This is a genomic window from Paenibacillus sp. S25 (assembly GCF_019454085.1).
GTDB lineage: Bacteria > Bacillota > Bacilli > Paenibacillales > Paenibacillaceae > Paenibacillus > Paenibacillus polymyxa_B.
Genome location: NZ_CP073683.1, coordinates 1,682,395 through 1,701,224, shown reverse-complemented (window position 1 = coordinate 1,701,224; position 18,830 = coordinate 1,682,395). Strand labels below are relative to the sequence as shown.

Below are 18,830 nucleotides of genomic sequence, written 5' to 3'. Positions count from 1 at the left end.
GCGGACCTGACGCATTATGGTACAATATAAGCTCGGAATAATGGGATAAAGGAGCGGAAGAAGTCATGGCGGTTCGGCATGAGACGGAGCTGTACGCTCCGGTGAAAGCCTTTTTTGAGAACTTGGGATATGAAGTCAAAGGAGAGGTGCGCAACTGCGATTTGGTGGGTATCAAGCCAGGGCAGCAGACACCACTGATTGTGGAGATCAAAAAGACGTTTAACCTGGCGCTTGTGCTGCAAGGCATGCAGCGTTTAAAACTAAGCAGCAATGTATATGTAGCTGTGGAACGGAATCGCGCCAAAAAAGGGGCAGTGAATCAGCGCTGGAACGAGCTGGTCGGACTGTGCCGCCAGTTAGGACTTGGCTTGCTCACTGTCACCCATTTTAAAACTAAGCCGCCGCTCGTTGAGGTACTGTGTAAGCCTGCGGCGCCTAGCGACAATGTCCACAATGCAGCAAAGGTACGCCCCGGCTCACGCAAGGAAAAGCTGCTGCGGGAATTTCACGCACGCAGCGGTGACCACAATATCGGCGGCAGCACCCGACGCAAGCTGGTCACTGCCTATCGGGAAAAAGCGCTGCGCGTAGCCGTAGCCTTGCAGAGCTTAGGGGAAGCCGCTCCGGCGCAGCTCGCCCGCATAGCAGCCGTCAGCACAGCTGCTGCCGTACTTCAGCACAACTACTACGGCTGGTTTGAGCGCGTATCCCGCGGCCGCTATCATCTGACTCCGTTTGGCGAAGCTGCCCTGAACGAGTATGCGGCAGTGCTGCAAGAGCATGGCATTAAAACGGCCACTGGTATGGACGCAGAGCTTGACGAGGACAGTGGACAGCGCCAGATTGCGGAAGCGCCAATCACTTACTCCACCGTTGCTGCGGAAGCGGAGGATGACTAACATGGGGCTATGGTTTTTGCTAGCTCCGCGCAGTAAATTCACTGATCGTCTCACCGATCAGATTCATGCCCATAAGCAATTGCTCACGGCCCGGATGGCTAAAATTGAGTCGGATATGGGACGCGCCTTCACTGCCAACCGCACATAGCGCACCTGGCATAAAGGCTACGCCTTTGGGTAACGCCGCCTTTAGCAGCAATGCGCTGTCCAGCCCATCGGGCAACTGCACCCATACATACATGCCACCGGACGGAATATGATATGTCACGTCTTTCCAAAACGGGCGCTTGAGCAGCTCCAAGATTAATTGAAGTCGAGTCGAATATTCCTTGTTCAACATCGCCAAGTGCTCGTGCCATTGAAAACGCGAGCTGGTCAGCAATTGGAACAGCAGCCGTTGGTTCATCGTACTGGATTGCATATCAGCCAACTGTTTTAAGGCGTACATTCCTTCAATCAGCGGCGCAGGACCAGCAGCCCAACCCGTTCTCAGCGCAGGAGCAACTGTTTTATTGAACGAACCGATATAGAGTACTTGACCTCCCTGGCCCGCATGATCCAGCGCAAATAGTGAGGGGTAAGTCTCTGCAAATTTTCGACTCTGACCATGCGGACTCTTGTCATGGGACTCATTTTTTTGCTTCAAATGCAATTCACCATAAGAATCATCCTCAACTACTAGCACCTCATGATGCCTGCACAGATCCAAAATTTCCTGCCGCCTTGCCGCGCTCCACAAGGAGCCCGTCGGGTTTGTAAACGTTGGCGTGGCAAAAAAAAGCTTGGGTCGATAACGGATCATTAAAGCTTCAAGCTTATCAGGAATGACACCTTCCCCATCCGATTCTACAGGAACGATCTGCGCACCCTGCATAGATAGTACTTGTAAACATCCAGGAGATGTAGGGTTTTCAACCAATACCGGATCACGCTCATCCACCATCAGCCTTATGATCAGGTCAATGGCCTGCTGACTGCCTGTCGTGAGAAGGATTTGACCTGGTGGTACTCTTACTCCTTTACGCTGTTCCCACTCTCCCGCAAGCCATGCCCGCAAAGGGAAATAGCCCTCCGGTTCACCATACTGGAGGGCGTCAGGGCCGGAGCCAAACACATCATGGGCCGCTTCTTCCAGCAACTTCACCGGAAACAGCTCTTGTGCAGGTAGTTCTTCAGCCAGAGATATAAAGGAGTGTCTTCTCGCATTTTCCCGGATATGACGCACTGGAGAAGCCAACATCGCAGCCGTTCGTGAAGCAAAGGAATATTGCATGAACATCCTCCTTCTCCTGAAAAATAGGTCATGATCTCCGGGCTGACGCGTCAGGCATATAGCTGCTTCATCTGACGCGCATATAAGGCGTAACGTTCAATCGCCTGCGCCCGGCTGGACACGCCTAATTTCGCATAAATTTTACGTAGATAATTATCAATGGAGCGCCGGCTAACTTCGATCTCGATAGCAATTTTGTCATATGTAATACCTTGTACAATACGTTCCATAATAAACACTTCGGTTTGTGTCAATTCGTCAAAAGGCTCGGATGCCATTAACGGCATAAAGGGCCAGTTTCCACACCGAATCCAGTCCATTGGTAAAGAAGCAAATCCTTCGCGTAAACCGTTGATCAGATGGATTAACTGGCTCGGTGATGCCTGCTTGGATAGCATTCCATTTGCTCCAAGCGAAATTAGCTGCTGAAACAACGTAATATTATCCTCATCCGTCATAATAACAATATGGCTGTCCGGAGACAAGGCCCGCATTTGTGTTAAAAATGGTTCCGCCGTTCCCTCAGGCAACCTGTAGTCCATTAAAATGATTTCCGGTCGAATGGAGCAAGCCAGCTCCAAGCCTTCCGTTCCGGAGGAAGACATCCCTCTGACAAGCAAATCCTGCTGGTCTTCCAAAATAAGCTTTGTTCCCAGCATACTTGTAGGATGGATATCTATGATGACCACCTGCCATACTTTTCTCATATCTAAACCTCCTGATTTTACAAAAAAAATACATAGTTAGTAGCAAAAATAATTTTAAAATTGGGGATTGCATATGTAGAAATTGCGCGAATGTGAACGTATAGGAAGCGAAAAACGTTTAAGGAAATTGTATCCTAGGACTTCCTTCCGATGCAATCTCTTTTTCCAATATTTTTATACGACTATTTCGCTTTTGCGAAATAAATAGGCCCATGATAGAATTGGAACTGCAAATAAAGACTGGAAATTTGACTTTACACGGGAGTTGAAAATCGTATGCAAGCTTCACCTGAACATCCTCCTACCGAAGCTCGGCGGAGCAATTCAAGAAAGGGGTTACCCGTAAAGGCTTTTCTGCTATTTTGGTTCATTCTTATTATACTAGGTGCTCTCGCAACCTATCTGTATAGCAATCACTTGAAGCAGCAAATGCTAAACGAGATGCAAACCCATACAGACCAACAGATTCAAGCACTCAAATCTGACTATGAAAAGCAACTGACTGCTCTTTCCAAGGAAGTTAGCGGATTGCAGGGAAAAGTCCAGTCCTTCAATGAACTACTGACCTTTACGAAGGATAATGCAAACAATAAGACCGATAACAGCAATAAACTGTATACCCAATTAAACGAAGTCAAGCAGCAACTCAATACGCTTCAGAAAAAAATGGACTTGCTAAAATGAATGTAGACGCAAAACAAGTGAACCGGTTCTTTATGTTGGCCCTTGCTCCTTTTATCGGTTTGTTGGGGTGTATTTTGTTAGTGCAACCCTCATTGAGCTTTCCTGGGTCTACTTCTTCGAGTCTGCAAAAAGCTGAAGTCACTCTACAAACGCAATCAGTAGGCAAGCAGCTTGATGAAGCCAAGCAAACGGCAACATACACCTTGTCTACGATTCGCCGGACTTCTGAGCTATACAAGCAAACGACCCAAACGATGAATCAGCTTGTCGTGACTGCCTCTAGGCAGTCCAAGCGGCCCGCGGTCATCTATGATCGACGCATCACCGCCAAACTGGGGGTTCCCTATGAGCGGGTAGATAGCAACCGGATTACCATTGAATTGTTTAAGGTAAACCCGGGAATTTATCATGGCTACGCTATGAAGGTTAAACTTAAAGATCCTACTGCTATGAAAATGTCTTTGGGAAGTGACAAATTGGGTGGCTCCGAAACCACCATGCGTGCAGTCTTGAGACACGGAGCTATTGCAGGCATCAATGCAGGCGGCTTTGCGGATGGAGACGGCAAACGCTATCCATTAAGCACTACTGTCTTGAACGGCCACTACCTTACTGGCTTTCAGTCCAGTTTTAAGGATTTGTCCTTCGTCGGACTGAGTAACGATGGCAAGCTTATCGGTGGCAAATTTTACAGTCAAAGTGCTCTCGACAGCTTAAAGCCTGCCTTTGGGGCTACCTTCGTTCCCGTCCTGCTACAAAGGGGACAAAAAATGCCTATTCCTGACAAATGGAAAGTCTCCCCCAAGCGGGCCCCACGTACGGTCATTGGCAACTATAAAGATGATCAGTTGCTCATTATTGTCGTAGACGGCTACAATGAAAGCGGGGGTTCGGGCGCGACGCTCGAAGAACTGCAAGGGAAAATGTACAATCTAGGTGTTCAAGATGCCTATAATTTGGACGGAGGCGGTTCTTCTTCGCTTATACTAAACGGTCGAGTTGTAAACAAACCGTCAGATGGTAATTTGCGTCCAGTCCCTACTCATTTTTTGTTCTATAAATAGCTACCTGTAGTCTACTACTAAATTAAATATGCTACCCGACGTACGGCTCTATCCGAAAAAAAGCATCACGAACGAATGTCGTGATGCTTTTGCCTCATTTAGGAGGAATACTGTGTCATTTCTGTCAGGCATTGAGCACAAATATAACGGTCTTTGAAATCGTTCACTTGTTCTACTGACCCGCAGAATACACATTTTGGACGGTAACGCTCCAAAATAATGTGGTCACCCTGAACCAAAATTTCGACAGGATCTCCCTCATTCATTTGGTATCTTTTACGCAGTGACTTAGGCAAAACTATTCTCCCCAGCTGATCAACTTTACGTACCACACCGGCAGGTTTCATCGTGATCGTACACCTCTCCTATTGAGTAATAACTTACAAATTTCTTACCATGCGAAAAACTAGGTACAAAGACACTATTCTTTATGTAGTATTCGCTGTCTTTTTGTCGAATCCTGCTGATCACAGGAAATTTTATTACATTTTTTCATAAAATCATGAACCATATCAAAGTATGGTACAGAATGTCTATAATATTTTTATCGACCGGAAAGCCAATTCTCATTAGCCCTCGCTGAGAAATTTCGCAAATTTTCGACCATACAACCTTTATTTAAGCTCCACTGTCATGTACCTTTGAGCAATAAAAGTAAAACTTTTATTAGCAACTAAGGTCCTGGTTCTTTATTCGCATTTATACTTGTTCACTCGATGCTCTTTATGATAAATCCGGAAAATCCATTTGTCTCAGCGCTTCATATACAATAATCGCAGCGGAATTCGACAAGTTTAGAGATCTTACTTTATCAGACATAGGCATCTTGATACATGTATCTGGATTAGCAGCTAGCAGCTCTGGAGGCAAACCTTTCGTTTCTTTACCAAATACCAAGAAGTCTCCATCCTGAAATGCAATATCACTATATCGCTGATTCGCTTTGGTCGTCGCATAAAAAAAGCGGCCTTCCTGATATTTCTCCTGCACTTCAGCAAAAGAATCGTGATATTCAATGTGGACAGCATACCAATAATCAAGTCCAGCCCGTTTTAACGTGGCATCGTCGGTACGGAAGCCCAGCGGCTTTACCAGATGCAGATGAGTTCCGGTTGCAGCACACGTTCTGGCAATATTTCCTGTGTTAGCCGGGATTTCCGGCTCGACAAGCACAATATGTAATGGCATCACGTTTCGTTCCCTTCATCATTAAATTCATCAGACAAATAACCTACAGTTTAACCAAAGTGTATACATTAAAAACATACACATTCTTTTATTTTAACAAAATCAGACAGATATGAACATCAAACGACAAAAATTTCAACCCACACCACTAAAAGCCTTCCCCTATACACATTCAGGGAAGGCTCTACATTTACTTTTTCGATTTTAAATATCGTGTATCGAAATATATGTCCGCGTAATTAACTGTTACGTTGCTTGAATCCGTCCATAAACTCGGCTAATGCTTGACAGTTCTCCAGTGGAACAGCATTGTAGATCGAGGCGCGAAGCCCTCCTACACTGCGATGTCCCTTCAGTCCGATAAATCCGGCCTGTTCGGATTCCTTAATAAATTGTTTTTCCAGATCCTCATTCGCGAGGCGGAAGGTTACATTCATGATAGAGCGATCAGCGCTGTCCACACAACCCCGATAGAAGCCTTCGCTACTGTCAATACGGTCGTATAGCAAAGCAGCTTTCTGCTGGTTCACACGCTCAATGCCTTCCAAACCGCCTTCTTCCTGGATCCATTTCAGCACTTCATTCACCATGTATATGGCAAAGGATGGGGGAGTATTGTAGAGAGAGTTATTTTTTTCATATGTGCTATAACGCAACATCGTAGGAATATTGTCCGGTGAGGAAGTCAGCAACTCTTCACGGGCAATCACGACCGTCACACCAGAAGGTCCCAGATTTTTTTGTGCGCCAGCATAAATCAATCCAAATTGAGTAACATCAAAAGGCTTGCAAAAAATATCGCTGGACATGTCCACAATCAATGGTACGGAACCCGTATCCGGGAATTGCTTAAATTGTGTACCTTCAATCGTTTCGTTGGACGTCATATGCACATAAGCAGTATTCTCAGGCAAGTCCAAGGAATCCACATTCGGAAGACGCATGTACTTCTCATCAGCGGAGGATGCGGCAATATGAGCCTTGCCCAGTAGCTTGGCTTCTTTATATGCCTTGTCCGACCAGCTACCTGTCATTACATAGCTCGCAGTCTGTCCTTCGCGCAAGAAATTTAAAGGTAGCATTGCAAACTGCGTACTTGCGCCCCCTTGTAGGAATAACACCTTGTAGCCTTGTGGATTGCCCAGCAGAGATAACAGACGTTCCTGCGCCTCATTATGAACAGATTCATACACAGCTCCACGGTGAGACATTTCCATGATCGACATCCCTGTTCCCTGGAAATCTACGAATTCAGCTTGTACACGTTCCAGTACTTTGAGCGGCAATGCCGCTGGTCCTGCATTAAAATTGTAGGCTCTCTTACTCAACAAATTCCCATCCCTTCTCTACTCTGGTGTGGATATTATCGCTATGATAGCAGTATTCATAAATGCGTTCAAGACTTGTATAAAAATGTTTTCAATTTCATTTATGATGTGACAAAACTGTGAATGTTAACATATTTAACATCTTTATTTTGTAATTTTCGCTTTAATATTAAAAGGTCCCCGGCATAAGACCGGAGACCTATCTTGATTAACAAATGTTACCCGTAAGCTCATGCTTGTTATTCAAAGCAGCTATGCTATCGATTTATTAGCAGTCAAAATACAGGCTATATTCGTGCGGATGAACACGGATGTTCACCGATTTAGCTTCAGAGCGTTTGAACTCTACATAGTTATCAATAAAGTCCTTCGTAAATACGCCGCCTTCTGTCAAGAATTCGTAGTCAGCTTCCAGAGCGTCCAGAGCCTCATCCAATGAACCAGGTACGCTACGGATTTTACCTTTTTCAGCGTCAGACAGCTCGTAGATGTTGGTGTCAAGTGGACCATAACCCAATTCGATTGGGTTCAATTTGCGCTTGATACCATCCAGACCCGCCATCAGCATCGCTGAGAAGGCAAGGTAAGGGTTAGCAGTGGAGTCTGGTGTACGGAACTCGATCCGACAGCCTTTTGGAGTAACAGCCGCTACTGGAATACGTACAGCCGCAGAACGGTTACCTTTGGAGAATACCAGGTTAACTGGTGCTTCGTAGCCAGGAACGAGACGTTTGAACGAGTTTGTGCTTGGATTTGTCAAAGCGATCAATGCAGGTGCATGGTACAGAATACCGCCAATATAATGAAGGGCCATTTCGCTCAGATTAGCATAAGCACCTTTTTCGTAGAACAAAGGAGTGTCGCCATCGAAAATGGATTGGTGAACGTGCATACCACTTCCGTTGTCTCCGAAAATTGGTTTCGGCATGAATGTTGCTACTTTACCATATTGACGAGCTGTGTTGTGTACAATGTATTTATAAACGAGCAGGTTATCTGCTGTTTTCTTGAGTGTGTCAAAACGGAAGTTGATTTCCGCTTGGCCTGCCGTAGCTACCTCATGGTGATGGCGCTCAATTCTCAGACCTGCTTCTTCAAGCAAACGGCACATTTCACTACGGATATCTTGTTGGGTGTCTACTGGCGCTACAGGTACATATCCGCCCTTCACTCCCACTTTAAAGCCCAGGTTGCCGCCTTCTTCCTTACGGTTCGTGTTCCAAGCTGCTTCCTCGGAATCTACGAAGAAGGAGGAGCTATTCATGCCGCTTTCGTAGCGAACATCATCAAAGATGAAAAACTCGGACTCAGGTGCAAAAAATGCTGCTGTGCCCACTCCTGCGGATTGCAGAAATTCCTCAGCTTTTTTTGCAATGCCGCGAGGATCGCGGTCGTATTTTTCGCCATCTGGCGTAGCAATGTCACACAGAATATTCAGTGTAGGATGCTGAGTGAAAGGGTCGATAAAAACCGCTTCTGGATCGGGCAGCATAACCATGTCGGATTCCTCGATGCCACGATAGCCGGGAATGGAAGAACCGTCGAAAGCAACACCGTTAACAAATGTTTCTGCATCTACTTCGGAAGCTGGCAATGAAATATGGTGAGCACGACCAGACAAATCTACAAAACGAAAATCTACCCACTCAATATTATTTTCCTGAATTGTTTTCAATACGTTTTCAACGGACATGTCTTCTTCCTCCCAATTTTTCCGAACATTAAGTCTTATACAACCCTGAAATGTTCATGATCGAATGTTTTTTTCTGTCGTCATTATAAATCTCAAACATGACACGGGTCAATAGCTATGTAAGGTATTTTTTAAACTAATGTTAGATATGCTTACGCCCTTGATAACATTTGAATAGCACAAAAAGCCCGAAACATCGGGCTTTTAGGTAATTTAAATCTCATTACTGCGTTGCAGCAAAACTTTTATGCATTAATGTTAAACATTGGTTTTAAGCAATGGTACTAGGCGTGTGAAATGTTTTCCCCACAGCAGGAGCCAATATTTCCAAATCTTTCAGCAAATCTGAAAATTGATCTGGGAACAGGGATTGTACGCCGTCACCCGTCATCGAGTTGTCGGGATCTGTATGCATTTCAATAATTAGTCCGTCCGCTCCAGCAGCGACCGAAGCCTTCGTCATAGGAACAACCAATTCACGTCTACCCGTGCCATGGCTAGGATCGGAAATAACCGGCAAATGGCTCAACTGTTGCAACACAGGGATCGCAGACAAATCGAGTGTATTTCTGGTGTAGGTTTCAAATGTGCGGATACCGCGCTCACACAGCATAACATTCGGATTGCCACCTGCCAAGATGTACTCGGCAGCATTCAAGAACTCGTCATAAGTCGAGCTAAAGCCGCGTTTGAGCAACACTGGCTTGCCGCAAGTACCCAACTTGCGCAGCAGATCGAAGTTTTGCATATTACGTGTACCTACTTGCAGGATATCGGCATATTCCGCACAAATGTCTACGTATTCAGGTGTCATGACCTCTGTGATGGTCAGGAGGTCGTGCTTTTGACCTGCCTCAGCCATCATGATCAAACCTTCTACACCAGTTCCCTGGAAGCTGTAAGGCCCTGTACGCGGCTTAAAAGCACCTCCACGGAGAACTTGCGCGCCTGCTGCTTTGACCAATCCGGCAATTTCATCTATCTGTGCAGCAGATTCAACGGCACATGGTCCACCCATAATGACAAGCTCGCCCCCGCCGATATTTACACCTTTAATGGAGATAACCGTATTTTCCGGATGAAAATCACGGCTGGCCAATTTGTAGGACTTCGATATTTTAACCACATTTTCTACGCCTTTCATTTGACGCAGATGTTCAGCCAGTTTGGGCTCTACGCTACCGATCAGTCCGATGATCGTGCGATCCGATCCCCTTGATACATGAGCCTGCAATCCTTCTTTCTCAATAACTTCAACAATAGCTTGAATATGCTCTTCAGGTGTTTGAACACCAGCGATAACGATCATTTTTTTCTTCCTCTCTATGATACATATTTTATTAACCCATTATAGACTGATATTATGACACTTAGACGCTTGTTCGCTTTTAAGCTTTTATTCGTTAAAGCAACTATACCTGTTTTAGCTATACTCGTCAAGGCTTAATTATCCCGAATTATTCAATATTCTAACTTAGTGAAGCTAACCGAATAATATCTATAAATTAAAACAATTTAAAAAGCCGCTATCCGGATGGTTGTATCCGAATAACGGCTGTAATCAATCACATACTATTTCGTCGTTTTTGACTTCTCCCGTACAGGAGGCAGCAGTTTTTTCATATCTATGGTTCGCTGAATCTCCCACGTATCCGGGTTAGCCGCATCATACTGCTCCAAATACGTAATAACCTCTTTGGTAATCAGTGTCGGCGTGGAAGCCCCAGAAGTCACAGCCACTTTGGCTACGCCCTCAAGCCACTCCCTCTTCAGCTCGGTCACATCAGAGATACGATAAGCTGTTGTACCAGCAATTTCCTCCGAAACCTGAGCCAATCGGTTTGAATTGTTACTGCGCGGATCACCGACAACGATCACCAGATCCGCCTGTCCAGCCTGCTCAGCTACCGCTTCCTGACGTACCTGCGTCGCCAAACAGATTTCATTGTGTATCTCAGCACCTGGGAACTTCTCCAGCAGCTTCTTCATAATGTGCTTAATGTCCCATTGACTCATGGTCGTCTGATTCGTGATAAGGATTTTGCCAGCTGGTAACGTAAGACTGTCGATCTCTTCTTCCTTTTCAATCAGATGAACATGGTCAGGAGCAATACCGATAGCTCCCTCCGGCTCTGGATGATTCTTTTTGCCAATATAAACAATCTGATAGCCTTCGGCAGACTTCTCCCGAATCAGATCATGCGTTTTTGTGACGTCAGGGCAAGTCGCGTCTACCGTAGTCAGCCCCTTGTCTCGTGCCAGCTTGCGAACCTCTGGTGATACGCCATGAGCAGTGAAGATAACAGTGCCGCTCTCTACCTGGCTTAAAATCTCCATACGGTTCGGCCCGTCCAGTGTAATAATCCCTTCGTCTTCAAAGGAATTGGTGACATGACTGTTATGCACAATCATGCCTAATATATAAATAGGCCGGGGTAAGTCCAGATTTCTGGCTGCCTGACGTGCCAATACCATGGCATCGACTACGCCGTAGCAGTAACCCCGGGGCGAAATTCTGAGTACTTCCAAAATGAGCCCCCGCTTTCTTCGACACAGTATACAGCTCCGATAACTCGGTAGCTGTGGGCATCCAAGCCTTTACCGGCCAATTCTATGATGTAGTTGCCTTCCTATTATAGCCTATTCCAAAGGCGCGGAAAAGCTGACCGGAAGCCAGATGACAAATGTCGTTCCTTCTCCTTGGCGCGTAACCACTTCCACAGACCCGTGATGTTCATCAATAATCCACTTGGCAATAGATAGCCCCAACCCAATTCCCTCCGTCACCCCGCGTGACTCATCTGCCCGGTAAAAGCGGTCAAAAATAAAGGGAACCTCACTCTTATCCATTCCAATGCCCGTATCACTGATCCGTAGCCCCACCTGTCCTTGATAAATAATGGCATCAAATCGAACTGTGCCTTCAGGTGTATATTTGAATGCATTATCAATGAAGATGAATAGCATTTGCTGCAAATAATCCTTGCTGCCATCCATATAAATACCATTCAGCAACGAAAAATCGCCCACATTCCATTCGGCCGTTCGCTCTAAAAACTGAGCACGACGGGCAACCTCACTTACAAGCGGTTCCAACGCAACGGGAGTCTTATCGAACGTTTTCCCTGTGTCCGCTCTCGCGAGTGACAACATATCACTCACCAAACGGCTCATCCGTTTGCCTTCATCCGCCATGTCATTTAATGCCTCCATAGAAAGCTCGCGAATCATCTCTTCATCCATATTCGGCCGCTCTCCTGGTTCGGTAGTCCACATTTTGAGCAAAAAATCAACGTTGCCACGGATTGTCGTTAGCGGCGTACGAAGCTCATGGGAAGCATCGGCCACAAAACGGCGCTGTGCACCGTACGCATCTTCCAGCTCCTTGTAAAACACCTCTGTACGCCCCAGCATGTTGTTAACCGTCCCGATTAATTGTCCAATTTCATCTGGTGGTCCGTCATATTCAATCCGTACACTCAAATCATTACTGGATTGAATCTGATTGGCCCCCTCAATGACCTTGACCAGCGGCTTCATAGACTTGCGAGCCAGAAAGAGACCTGAAGTCGCAGCAGCGAGTAATGCAAACAACGAACCGTATACAAGCACATTTTGTAACCTGTTCATGAGTCGATCCTGAGAGCCCGTGAATTGTCCTACCTGTAGCAGCCCGACCACCAAGCCCAACTCCTCGGATTTGATCGGCTGTTGAATAATCATAAAGGAATCCCCATTTACGTTCACACGTCGAATCCCCTCATTTTGAACTGCTCCTGCCGCTGTAGATGGAACAGGGAAGGTAATATTGAGGTCTTTCATATTTTGTGTGGTTTTGGTAACCCCGGACGTATAATTGTAAATTTGTACATATAGCTGTGAGTCATCTATTCCACGCCCCTGCTCCAATCCTAAATCCAGGTTAGGGACTTCAAACAATCCCCCTTTAATAATAAGGCGTAATTGCTTGTTAATCTGTGGCGCCTGAGTCATAAGCTGACTTTTCACTTCATTATATGTGTAGTAATATACTAGTCCGTAAATAGCCAGACCAAAAATGACAAGTACAATAGCCAAGATGCTCGAATACCAAGCTGTCAGCCGCCACCGAATAGACATATTACACATCACCTCTTAAAATATAACCAGCTCCCCGAATTGTACGAATGAGTCGTTTACCGCCATCCTGCTCCGTTTTTTGTCGTAGCATGGCAATATATACTTCCAGCACATTCGATTCTCCGCTATAGTCATAGCCCCAAATTTTGTCCATAATCAGATCACGCGACAGAACACGCTTGGGGTTTTGCATGAACAAATGGAGCAGTTCAAATTCTTTGGCTGTCAGTTCCAAGCGTTTGCCGCCACGAACCACTTCACGGGATTCGTTATCCAGTTGTAAATCCTCGAAGGTAAGCCGATTTCCGTTATTGTCCTGTTGTTCGGTTTTACGCCGCAAAAGCGCTCGCACTCGTGCCAGCAACTCCTCTAAAGCAAACGGCTTGACGAGATAATCATCGGCCCCTAGATCCAAGCCCTTAACCCGATTCTCAACCTCATCCTTGGCTGTAAGCATCAGAACAGGTACCGTGCTTCCACCCTCCCGCATGCGACGGCATACCTCAAAACCATCGACCTGCGGCATCATTACGTCCAGCACGACCACATCAGGCTCAGCTGTCAGCATTTTATTTAATCCCTCTGCTCCATTGGCGGCTGTCAGCACTTCATAGCCTTCAAATGCCAGCCCTCTGCGCAGCATGGAAACAATTTTTTCATCGTCATCAATAATCAGAATAGTAGAACGCATACACGATCGAACTCCTTTATCTCTTCTTTTCCCTCTATTGTAGCAGGAGTAGACGCGTGTAGCATCTGGCTGCTCCATACAGCAAGAAACGGAAGGGATCTTCCTTCCGTTTCTTGCGTGCACATGTTCATTTTTGTAGAGTTATCAGCTTATTGCTGAAGCGTCGAGCTAAAGTCATTTTTGTTGCCTATTTTCAGCTGAACATCTTTTTTCTGCCCAGCTCGTTCGATGTTAAGCGTCAGTGCTGTACCCACTTTTTGTTTTTGAATGAACTGGATCAGCTCTTGTGAAGTGCTATAAGGCGTGCCATTGGCTCCGATAATCACATCGTAAGGACGCAGATCAGCCTGATAAGCTGGTGATTTGTATATAATATCCCGTACAACCGAGCCTTCGGTCAGGGATGTACCCAGTTCTTTGGCTACTTCAGGACTCAAATTTAACAGACTTGCACCAATGAAAGGTACAGGCTCTTTGGGGATAGGCTGGTTATTTTTCAGCTTATCGACGACTTCCAAAATTGTATTGGACGGAATCGCAAACCCGATTCCCTGTGCGTCTGCACTAACAGCTACGTTCATACCGATAACCTGCCCTTGCAGATTTAACAGCGGTCCGCCAGAGTTACCAGGGTTAATGGACGCATCCGTCTGAATGAGATGCTTGTATTGCGTCGGTTTTCCAGTCGATTCACTATTAATGGTGATCGTACGTTCTTTCGCACTTAGCACCCCGGCTGTTACCGAATGCTCAAAGCCTTCAGGGTTGCCGATTGCCACCATCCACTCGCCGACTTTAGCGTTATCGGAGTCACCCAAAGTTACTGTCGGAAAGTTGTTTTTGCCTTCAATTTTAAGTACCGCCAAATCAAGATCAGCATTTTTGCCCAAGACTTTGGCTTCGTAAGGCTTATTAGTCCCCTCTACTGTAACCTGAACCACACTCGCGCCTTCAACAACATGGTTGTTGGTTAGGATGTAACCCGATTTATCAAAAATAAAACCGGAACCAATACCAAGCGGAGTCAACTGTCCGCTGTTGCTACCTTCATTTTCATTACTGTTACCGCTGCTGCCACTGTCACCATACTGATTACCGAAAAAGTATTGATACAGTGGGTCATTGTAATAAGGGCTGCTTTGTCTGCCGCTACTGCCACTGGTTTGTTTGGCAAGCGTTTCGATTTTGACGACTGCCGGCCCAGCCTTGGCCACAACAGATTGAACATCAGCGGTACCTGAAGGCATCACAGCCGGAACTGCGCTTGGAGTCGAGCCGGTTGTTCCTGAATTAGTCGTTTCTCCGCTTTCAGCTGCCGCCGAAGTCAACGCCGTCTCGGGTGTGAACATATTTGTTCGGTCAGCTGTGTACATTAATACCGTAATGACCAGCATCCCGGCCAAAAAAGATAAGAAAATTGTTTTCACCTGCGACTTGGGCTTATTCGGTTTGAATTGCCAGTTGCCGCCATTCCGACCCGAACCATCCTGTTGCTCAGGCATAGCGCGATGGTATGAGGGAGGAAGAGGTCTCACTGCCTGTGGTGGCGTAATCTCAACATCCTTTTCCACCGATTGCCCTTCCTTACGTTGTCCGTCCGATTGAACTGAAGAAAAAGGGCCGTAAGAATAATAATATGAGGAACCGTTCGAATCGTTTTGCCGAGTTGCGTTATCGGTATCAACCTGATCGTTGTCGTTCCGGCGTCCGGAGTTATTATTTTTAAATTCGTCCATTGTATATCTCCTCCCAAACCCTATGCTTCAAGGTGGTGTTGTTTAACTGACTTTATTTTGCACTTTAAACCTTAATTCCACCTTAAAAACAATTAAAAAGGAGATAAAACCTTAGACCTATTGTACCTAATCACTTTCACTTAAAACGAAATGCCCCGGATATAATCCGGAGCATTATCAATTGTATATGCTTTTTTATTTCGTGTTAAAGTTTTCGTCGAACTTTTCGTTCGGTGTTTGAGCATTGTTTTGAACTTTGTTGCGACTGGAGTTTTGAACTTTTTGAGCTACAGCACCTGTACCGCCTTGTTCTGTTGCAAATTCTTCATCATACTTCTCATTTGGTGTCTGAAAGTTGTCTTGAATTTTATTTTGTTCAGACTGCTTTACCTTTTGTGAAACGACACCTACCGTATTGTCTTGTGCAAATTCCGCTTTGAACTGATTTCCTGCGCTTGCCTTGAAGCCTTTGTTCGTAAAAGAACTTCCGCCTTGATTTGGCATAATTCTCAACCTCCCAGTATGTTTTGCGGGATAAGCTCATCCCGCAACATAGTATGTGATGTTGGAAAAAACAATATTCAAGGATTATATGGAAGCATCCAGTGTCGCGGTCGGAATAGTTTTATGCGTTTCTATCGCCTTTTGGAGCGATTTGACCATCTTTTCCGTACATTTTCCGTTCCCTTTTTTTATGATTTGAACATCTACATCTTTCTTGCCCCATTCAGAATACACCTGCCGGGTTGTTTTAAAATACAAGTCAATTTTATTGCCCTTAATCGCAGAACCTGTATCTGCTACAATCCCGTATCCATAACCTGGAATGTACAATATGCTTCCCAAAGGAAACGTTTTGGGATCAGCCGCAATCGTAGACAGTGTGTTCTTGTCACGGCGCACTTTTACACCGGAATACGTAATACCGTAACCGGGATGACTTGGCCGTTTGCCAGTCGATTCATAGCCTGCTGTATACCCTGTTGCCGTGACCGTCATGGTCGTAATAACCTGCTCTTCACGTGGAGCTAAAACAGGTGTGGACTGCCATTTTTTATGCTGGATCGGTTCTTTGTGACCGTAAACTTCATTGCCGGGCAATACCAGACAGGTTGCAATTAACACGGTTCCCAAAATCCGTTTCCATACCAACATGGATCTCATAAAAAACCTCCCCTTGAGGCAAAGGCTTTCCAGAAATCCATTAGTTTATACGAACAGATTATTATTTTTGAACATCCTGACCTGGATAAAGTCTACTCAGCTTCACTTTATCTTCAAAAATATGCAGGAGTGTCCGCACTATGGGGGTGTGCTCATCGTCTGTGTGCAATATAATGGAAGCAGGAGAAATCGAAATAAGGGTGCTCACGATTCGATCCTCGACCTCCATTTCCAGTTCAATGCCTGGCATCTCGACAATGATGTCATCTGCATCAGGAGTCGGTATGGGCACCATGGCACTATCTAGAATCGTAAAATTATGTCCGCCTTGGTGAAGTACGTGTACGAGCGGAACTTTGCTTTCCTGAAAAAAAACAAAATATTTAAGCAGCCCCATAAATTCTTCGTATTGCCGATCTGCCCAGAATTCTTCCATAGCATAGTCGACGATTTCTTCAAGCTCTTTTTTATACGCATGGAGCCTAAATTGAATCAGTCCTTCCAAATTGATCACACGAAGCTCCTTGAAATCCTTCTCTAGGAGAGTAGTCAGCTTACCATGACGCTTCAAACGACCTCTGGGGCCATCATCGTTTAACAGTGAACGAATCATACTGCGAATTTGCTCTGTATCCTCTTTCTCCAGCAGCGAACAGGCTTTGGTGAGAATGAGATTGAGCAGCCCCCACTCCTTGACTTCGATAATATAATCCGATATTGCCGAAGACATGATGCTGTATACACAGGGGAGAAAGCTTTCAAACGCCGAATTGCTTTCTGTGCCCTTGCAGGTCCATGCCACTTTGTTATCCAGCTGTCTGAAAGTGAATCGAAATCCGCGCCGTGACATATGTAGTCCCTTTGTTCTACTTTTGACCACTTCGTAAAACCGGTCGGTTTCCTGATCTCCGTCTGTATTGGTCCACACTGTAAACAGTTCCATTGGCTCACTCCTTTCGATCACTGCTTTCAGTATATGGCGGCCTCTGAAGGGTTATACGAAGTGAACGACTGGAAACAGAAAGACATATTCAAAAGAGGATGATCTGGTTTCAAAAAGCCGGTTGGCGTGTTATAAACATTACTGTGATATAGGAAAAAAAACGAAAGACGTTTGAATATTTAGGGTGGGGTATGTTAAGGTTATAGTGATATGAATTTTTCACAAGAGGGAGGAGATAAGATGTCAACGATGCTGAACATGCTGCGTACATTCATGATTGTCATATTGAGCCTCGTTCAGATTTTGTCCCTTCCTGTGACGTTTCATGCGGAGGACACCACTCAATCCCTTCAGTTTACGGCGGGATCTTCTCTTATGCCTCATGCTGATATTTCCTCGTTAGAAACAGACTCTCACGGGCTGGAGCACCATTCCAAACCAGCTATACGCAAATCCTCCCCTTTACTTCATCTGGTGATTGCTGCGGCCAAATCACTTCCCTTTGTCATTTTGATAGCGCTTGTGCTGCTATTGAGCATCCCTAAACTACGTCTGCCTTTTATTCCTGTCATTTGCAAACTAAAGAAGCAATTGTACTTGTTCCCCATCAAATTCACCTCTAGTTATGTGGCTTAACCTCCCTTTGCATGCACATCACCACATTTGCATGTCTATTTGTTAACCTTTCCCAATAAGTGTAATACGTAAAGTGTATTTATCAGGTTTTTTATGTTAATTTATAAAATTTAATACAAAAAGAAAGTTTCCATGTCACTCCCAAAGTATGTGATTTATTTCCCATACCATTCATTTAAATAACGTATCATACAGGAGGCTTTACAAATGGATATTCGAGAGTCTATTTTGCCAGGAATCGGGATTAAGTATCGAATAGATGCAGAAAGTGGCGACCGAATTGTCATTATTATTCATGATGATGGCAGGCGCGAGTTGTATCACTTTGATTACGAGGATCTGGAACAAAGTATTTCTATGACAACCCTGAATGATCAGGAAGCGCGATTGGTAGCCTCCATCATCGGTGGTATGACATATAAGCCCAAACAGCTTGAAAGTGTAGAAATGACGTTTGACGATTTTATTATCGAATGGTATAGAGTGGAATCTCATTATGCAAGTGTCGGTAAATCCATCGGTGAGCTGGATGTAAGACAAAATTCGGGAGCCACTGTTATTGCCATTGTGGAGAAAAAAGGAAAGAAATATGTAAATCCTGGTCCTGAAGTGATTATTAACGATGATGCCACTGTAGTGGTTGTTGGGGAACGCGATCAGCAAAAACGCTTTAAACAAATCCTTATGAACGGAAGCGGGTGATTG

19 protein-coding genes are annotated in these 18,830 nt (G+C 45.2%); 5 read left to right on the top strand and 14 right to left on the bottom strand.

Features of this window, described 5'->3' with window-relative positions; all coding sequences use genetic code 11:
* Positions 1-65: 65 nt before the first annotated feature.
* Positions 66-899 carry a DUF2161 domain-containing phosphodiesterase gene (locus KAI37_RS07370; protein WP_104495125.1) on the top strand — a complete coding sequence of 278 codons (834 nt, stop codon included), beginning with the start codon at positions 66-68 and terminating at the stop codon, positions 897-899.
* Between the two features lie 19 nt (positions 900-918).
* Here the strand turns inward: KAI37_RS07370 and KAI37_RS07365 are convergent, their stop codons facing one another.
* Positions 919-2,172, bottom strand: coding sequence for an aminotransferase-like domain-containing protein (locus KAI37_RS07365; protein ID WP_029516518.1), 1,254 nt, complete (start codon positions 2,170-2,172; stop codon positions 919-921).
* 50 nt (positions 2,173-2,222) lie between these two features.
* The gene (locus tag KAI37_RS07360; RefSeq protein WP_023987808.1) at positions 2,223-2,879 is read right to left on the bottom strand and encodes a response regulator transcription factor; all 657 of its coding nucleotides are present in this window, start codon (positions 2,877-2,879) and stop codon (positions 2,223-2,225) included.
* A gap of 276 nt (positions 2,880-3,155) precedes the next feature.
* On the opposite strand from KAI37_RS07360, the gene KAI37_RS07355 reads away from it, so the two are divergent.
* Positions 3,156-3,563, top strand: coding sequence for a hypothetical protein (locus KAI37_RS07355; RefSeq protein WP_071640072.1), 408 nt, complete (start codon positions 3,156-3,158; stop codon positions 3,561-3,563).
* Positions 3,560-4,627, top strand: coding sequence for a phosphodiester glycosidase family protein (locus KAI37_RS07350; protein WP_071640071.1), 1,068 nt, complete (start codon positions 3,560-3,562; stop codon positions 4,625-4,627). The genes KAI37_RS07355 and KAI37_RS07350 overlap by 4 nt, the downstream gene beginning before the upstream one ends.
* 98 nt (positions 4,628-4,725) lie before the next feature.
* Here the strand turns inward: KAI37_RS07350 and KAI37_RS07345 are convergent, their stop codons facing one another.
* The 12 genes from KAI37_RS07345 to KAI37_RS07290 all read right to left on the bottom strand — a co-directional run bounded on the left by KAI37_RS07345 (position 4,726) and on the right by KAI37_RS07290 (position 17,489).
* Positions 4,726-4,974 (bottom strand): AbrB/MazE/SpoVT family DNA-binding domain-containing protein, encoded by a 249-nt coding sequence (locus KAI37_RS07345; protein WP_013309439.1) that lies wholly within the window; start codon positions 4,972-4,974, stop codon positions 4,726-4,728.
* Positions 4,975-5,350: 376 nt separating this feature from the next.
* The gene (gene trmL / locus KAI37_RS07340) at positions 5,351-5,815 is read right to left on the bottom strand and encodes a tRNA (uridine(34)/cytosine(34)/5-carboxymethylaminomethyluridine(34)-2'-O)-methyltransferase TrmL (RefSeq protein WP_071640070.1); all 465 of its coding nucleotides are present in this window, start codon (positions 5,813-5,815) and stop codon (positions 5,351-5,353) included.
* A 239-nt stretch (positions 5,816-6,054) separates the two neighbouring features.
* Complete coding sequence (gene serC, locus KAI37_RS07335) at positions 6,055-7,146, bottom strand: 3-phosphoserine/phosphohydroxythreonine transaminase (protein WP_028542950.1); 1,092 nt, start codon at positions 7,144-7,146, stop codon at positions 6,055-6,057.
* Between the two features lie 265 nt (positions 7,147-7,411).
* The gene (glnA, locus tag KAI37_RS07330; RefSeq protein WP_071640069.1) at positions 7,412-8,836 is read right to left on the bottom strand and encodes a type I glutamate--ammonia ligase; all 1,425 of its coding nucleotides are present in this window, start codon (positions 8,834-8,836) and stop codon (positions 7,412-7,414) included.
* 271 nt (positions 8,837-9,107) lie between these two features.
* Positions 9,108-10,145: a 3-deoxy-7-phosphoheptulonate synthase gene (gene aroF, locus KAI37_RS07325; protein ID WP_023987802.1), complete on the bottom strand. Its 1,038-nt coding sequence runs from the start codon at positions 10,143-10,145 to the stop codon at positions 9,108-9,110.
* 263 nt (positions 10,146-10,408) lie between these two features.
* Positions 10,409-11,365 carry a 4-hydroxy-3-methylbut-2-enyl diphosphate reductase gene (locus tag KAI37_RS07320; RefSeq protein WP_013309434.1) on the bottom strand — a complete coding sequence of 319 codons (957 nt, stop codon included), beginning with the start codon at positions 11,363-11,365 and terminating at the stop codon, positions 10,409-10,411.
* 111 nt (positions 11,366-11,476) lie between these two features.
* Positions 11,477-12,955, bottom strand: a complete 1,479-nt coding sequence (locus KAI37_RS07315; RefSeq protein WP_068940117.1) for a sensor histidine kinase — start codon at positions 12,953-12,955, stop codon at positions 11,477-11,479.
* Between the two features lies 1 nt (position 12,956).
* The gene (locus tag KAI37_RS07310) at positions 12,957-13,646 is read right to left on the bottom strand and encodes a response regulator transcription factor (RefSeq protein WP_013309432.1); all 690 of its coding nucleotides are present in this window, start codon (positions 13,644-13,646) and stop codon (positions 12,957-12,959) included.
* A 149-nt stretch (positions 13,647-13,795) separates the two neighbouring features.
* Positions 13,796-15,382 carry a S1C family serine protease gene (locus KAI37_RS07305; protein WP_076293744.1) on the bottom strand — a complete coding sequence of 529 codons (1,587 nt, stop codon included), beginning with the start codon at positions 15,380-15,382 and terminating at the stop codon, positions 13,796-13,798.
* 195 nt (positions 15,383-15,577) lie between these two features.
* Positions 15,578-15,886, bottom strand: a complete 309-nt coding sequence (locus KAI37_RS07300) for a hypothetical protein (protein WP_023987799.1) — start codon at positions 15,884-15,886, stop codon at positions 15,578-15,580.
* Between the two features lie 84 nt (positions 15,887-15,970).
* Complete coding sequence (locus KAI37_RS07295; protein ID WP_025723299.1) at positions 15,971-16,546, bottom strand: 3D domain-containing protein; 576 nt, start codon at positions 16,544-16,546, stop codon at positions 15,971-15,973.
* Positions 16,547-16,607: 61 nt separating this feature from the next.
* Positions 16,608-17,489 carry a putative sporulation protein YtxC gene (locus KAI37_RS07290; protein ID WP_220030988.1) on the bottom strand — a complete coding sequence of 294 codons (882 nt, stop codon included), beginning with the start codon at positions 17,487-17,489 and terminating at the stop codon, positions 16,608-16,610.
* Between the two features lie 240 nt (positions 17,490-17,729).
* Between KAI37_RS07290 and KAI37_RS07285 the strand changes: the two genes are divergently transcribed.
* Complete coding sequence (locus KAI37_RS07285) at positions 17,730-18,125, top strand: hypothetical protein (protein WP_025723301.1); 396 nt, start codon at positions 17,730-17,732, stop codon at positions 18,123-18,125.
* A gap of 207 nt (positions 18,126-18,332) precedes the next feature.
* Positions 18,333-18,827 (top strand): cation:proton antiporter regulatory subunit, encoded by a 495-nt coding sequence (locus KAI37_RS07280; RefSeq protein ID WP_025723302.1) that lies wholly within the window; start codon positions 18,333-18,335, stop codon positions 18,825-18,827.
* Positions 18,828-18,830 lie beyond the last annotated feature (3 nt).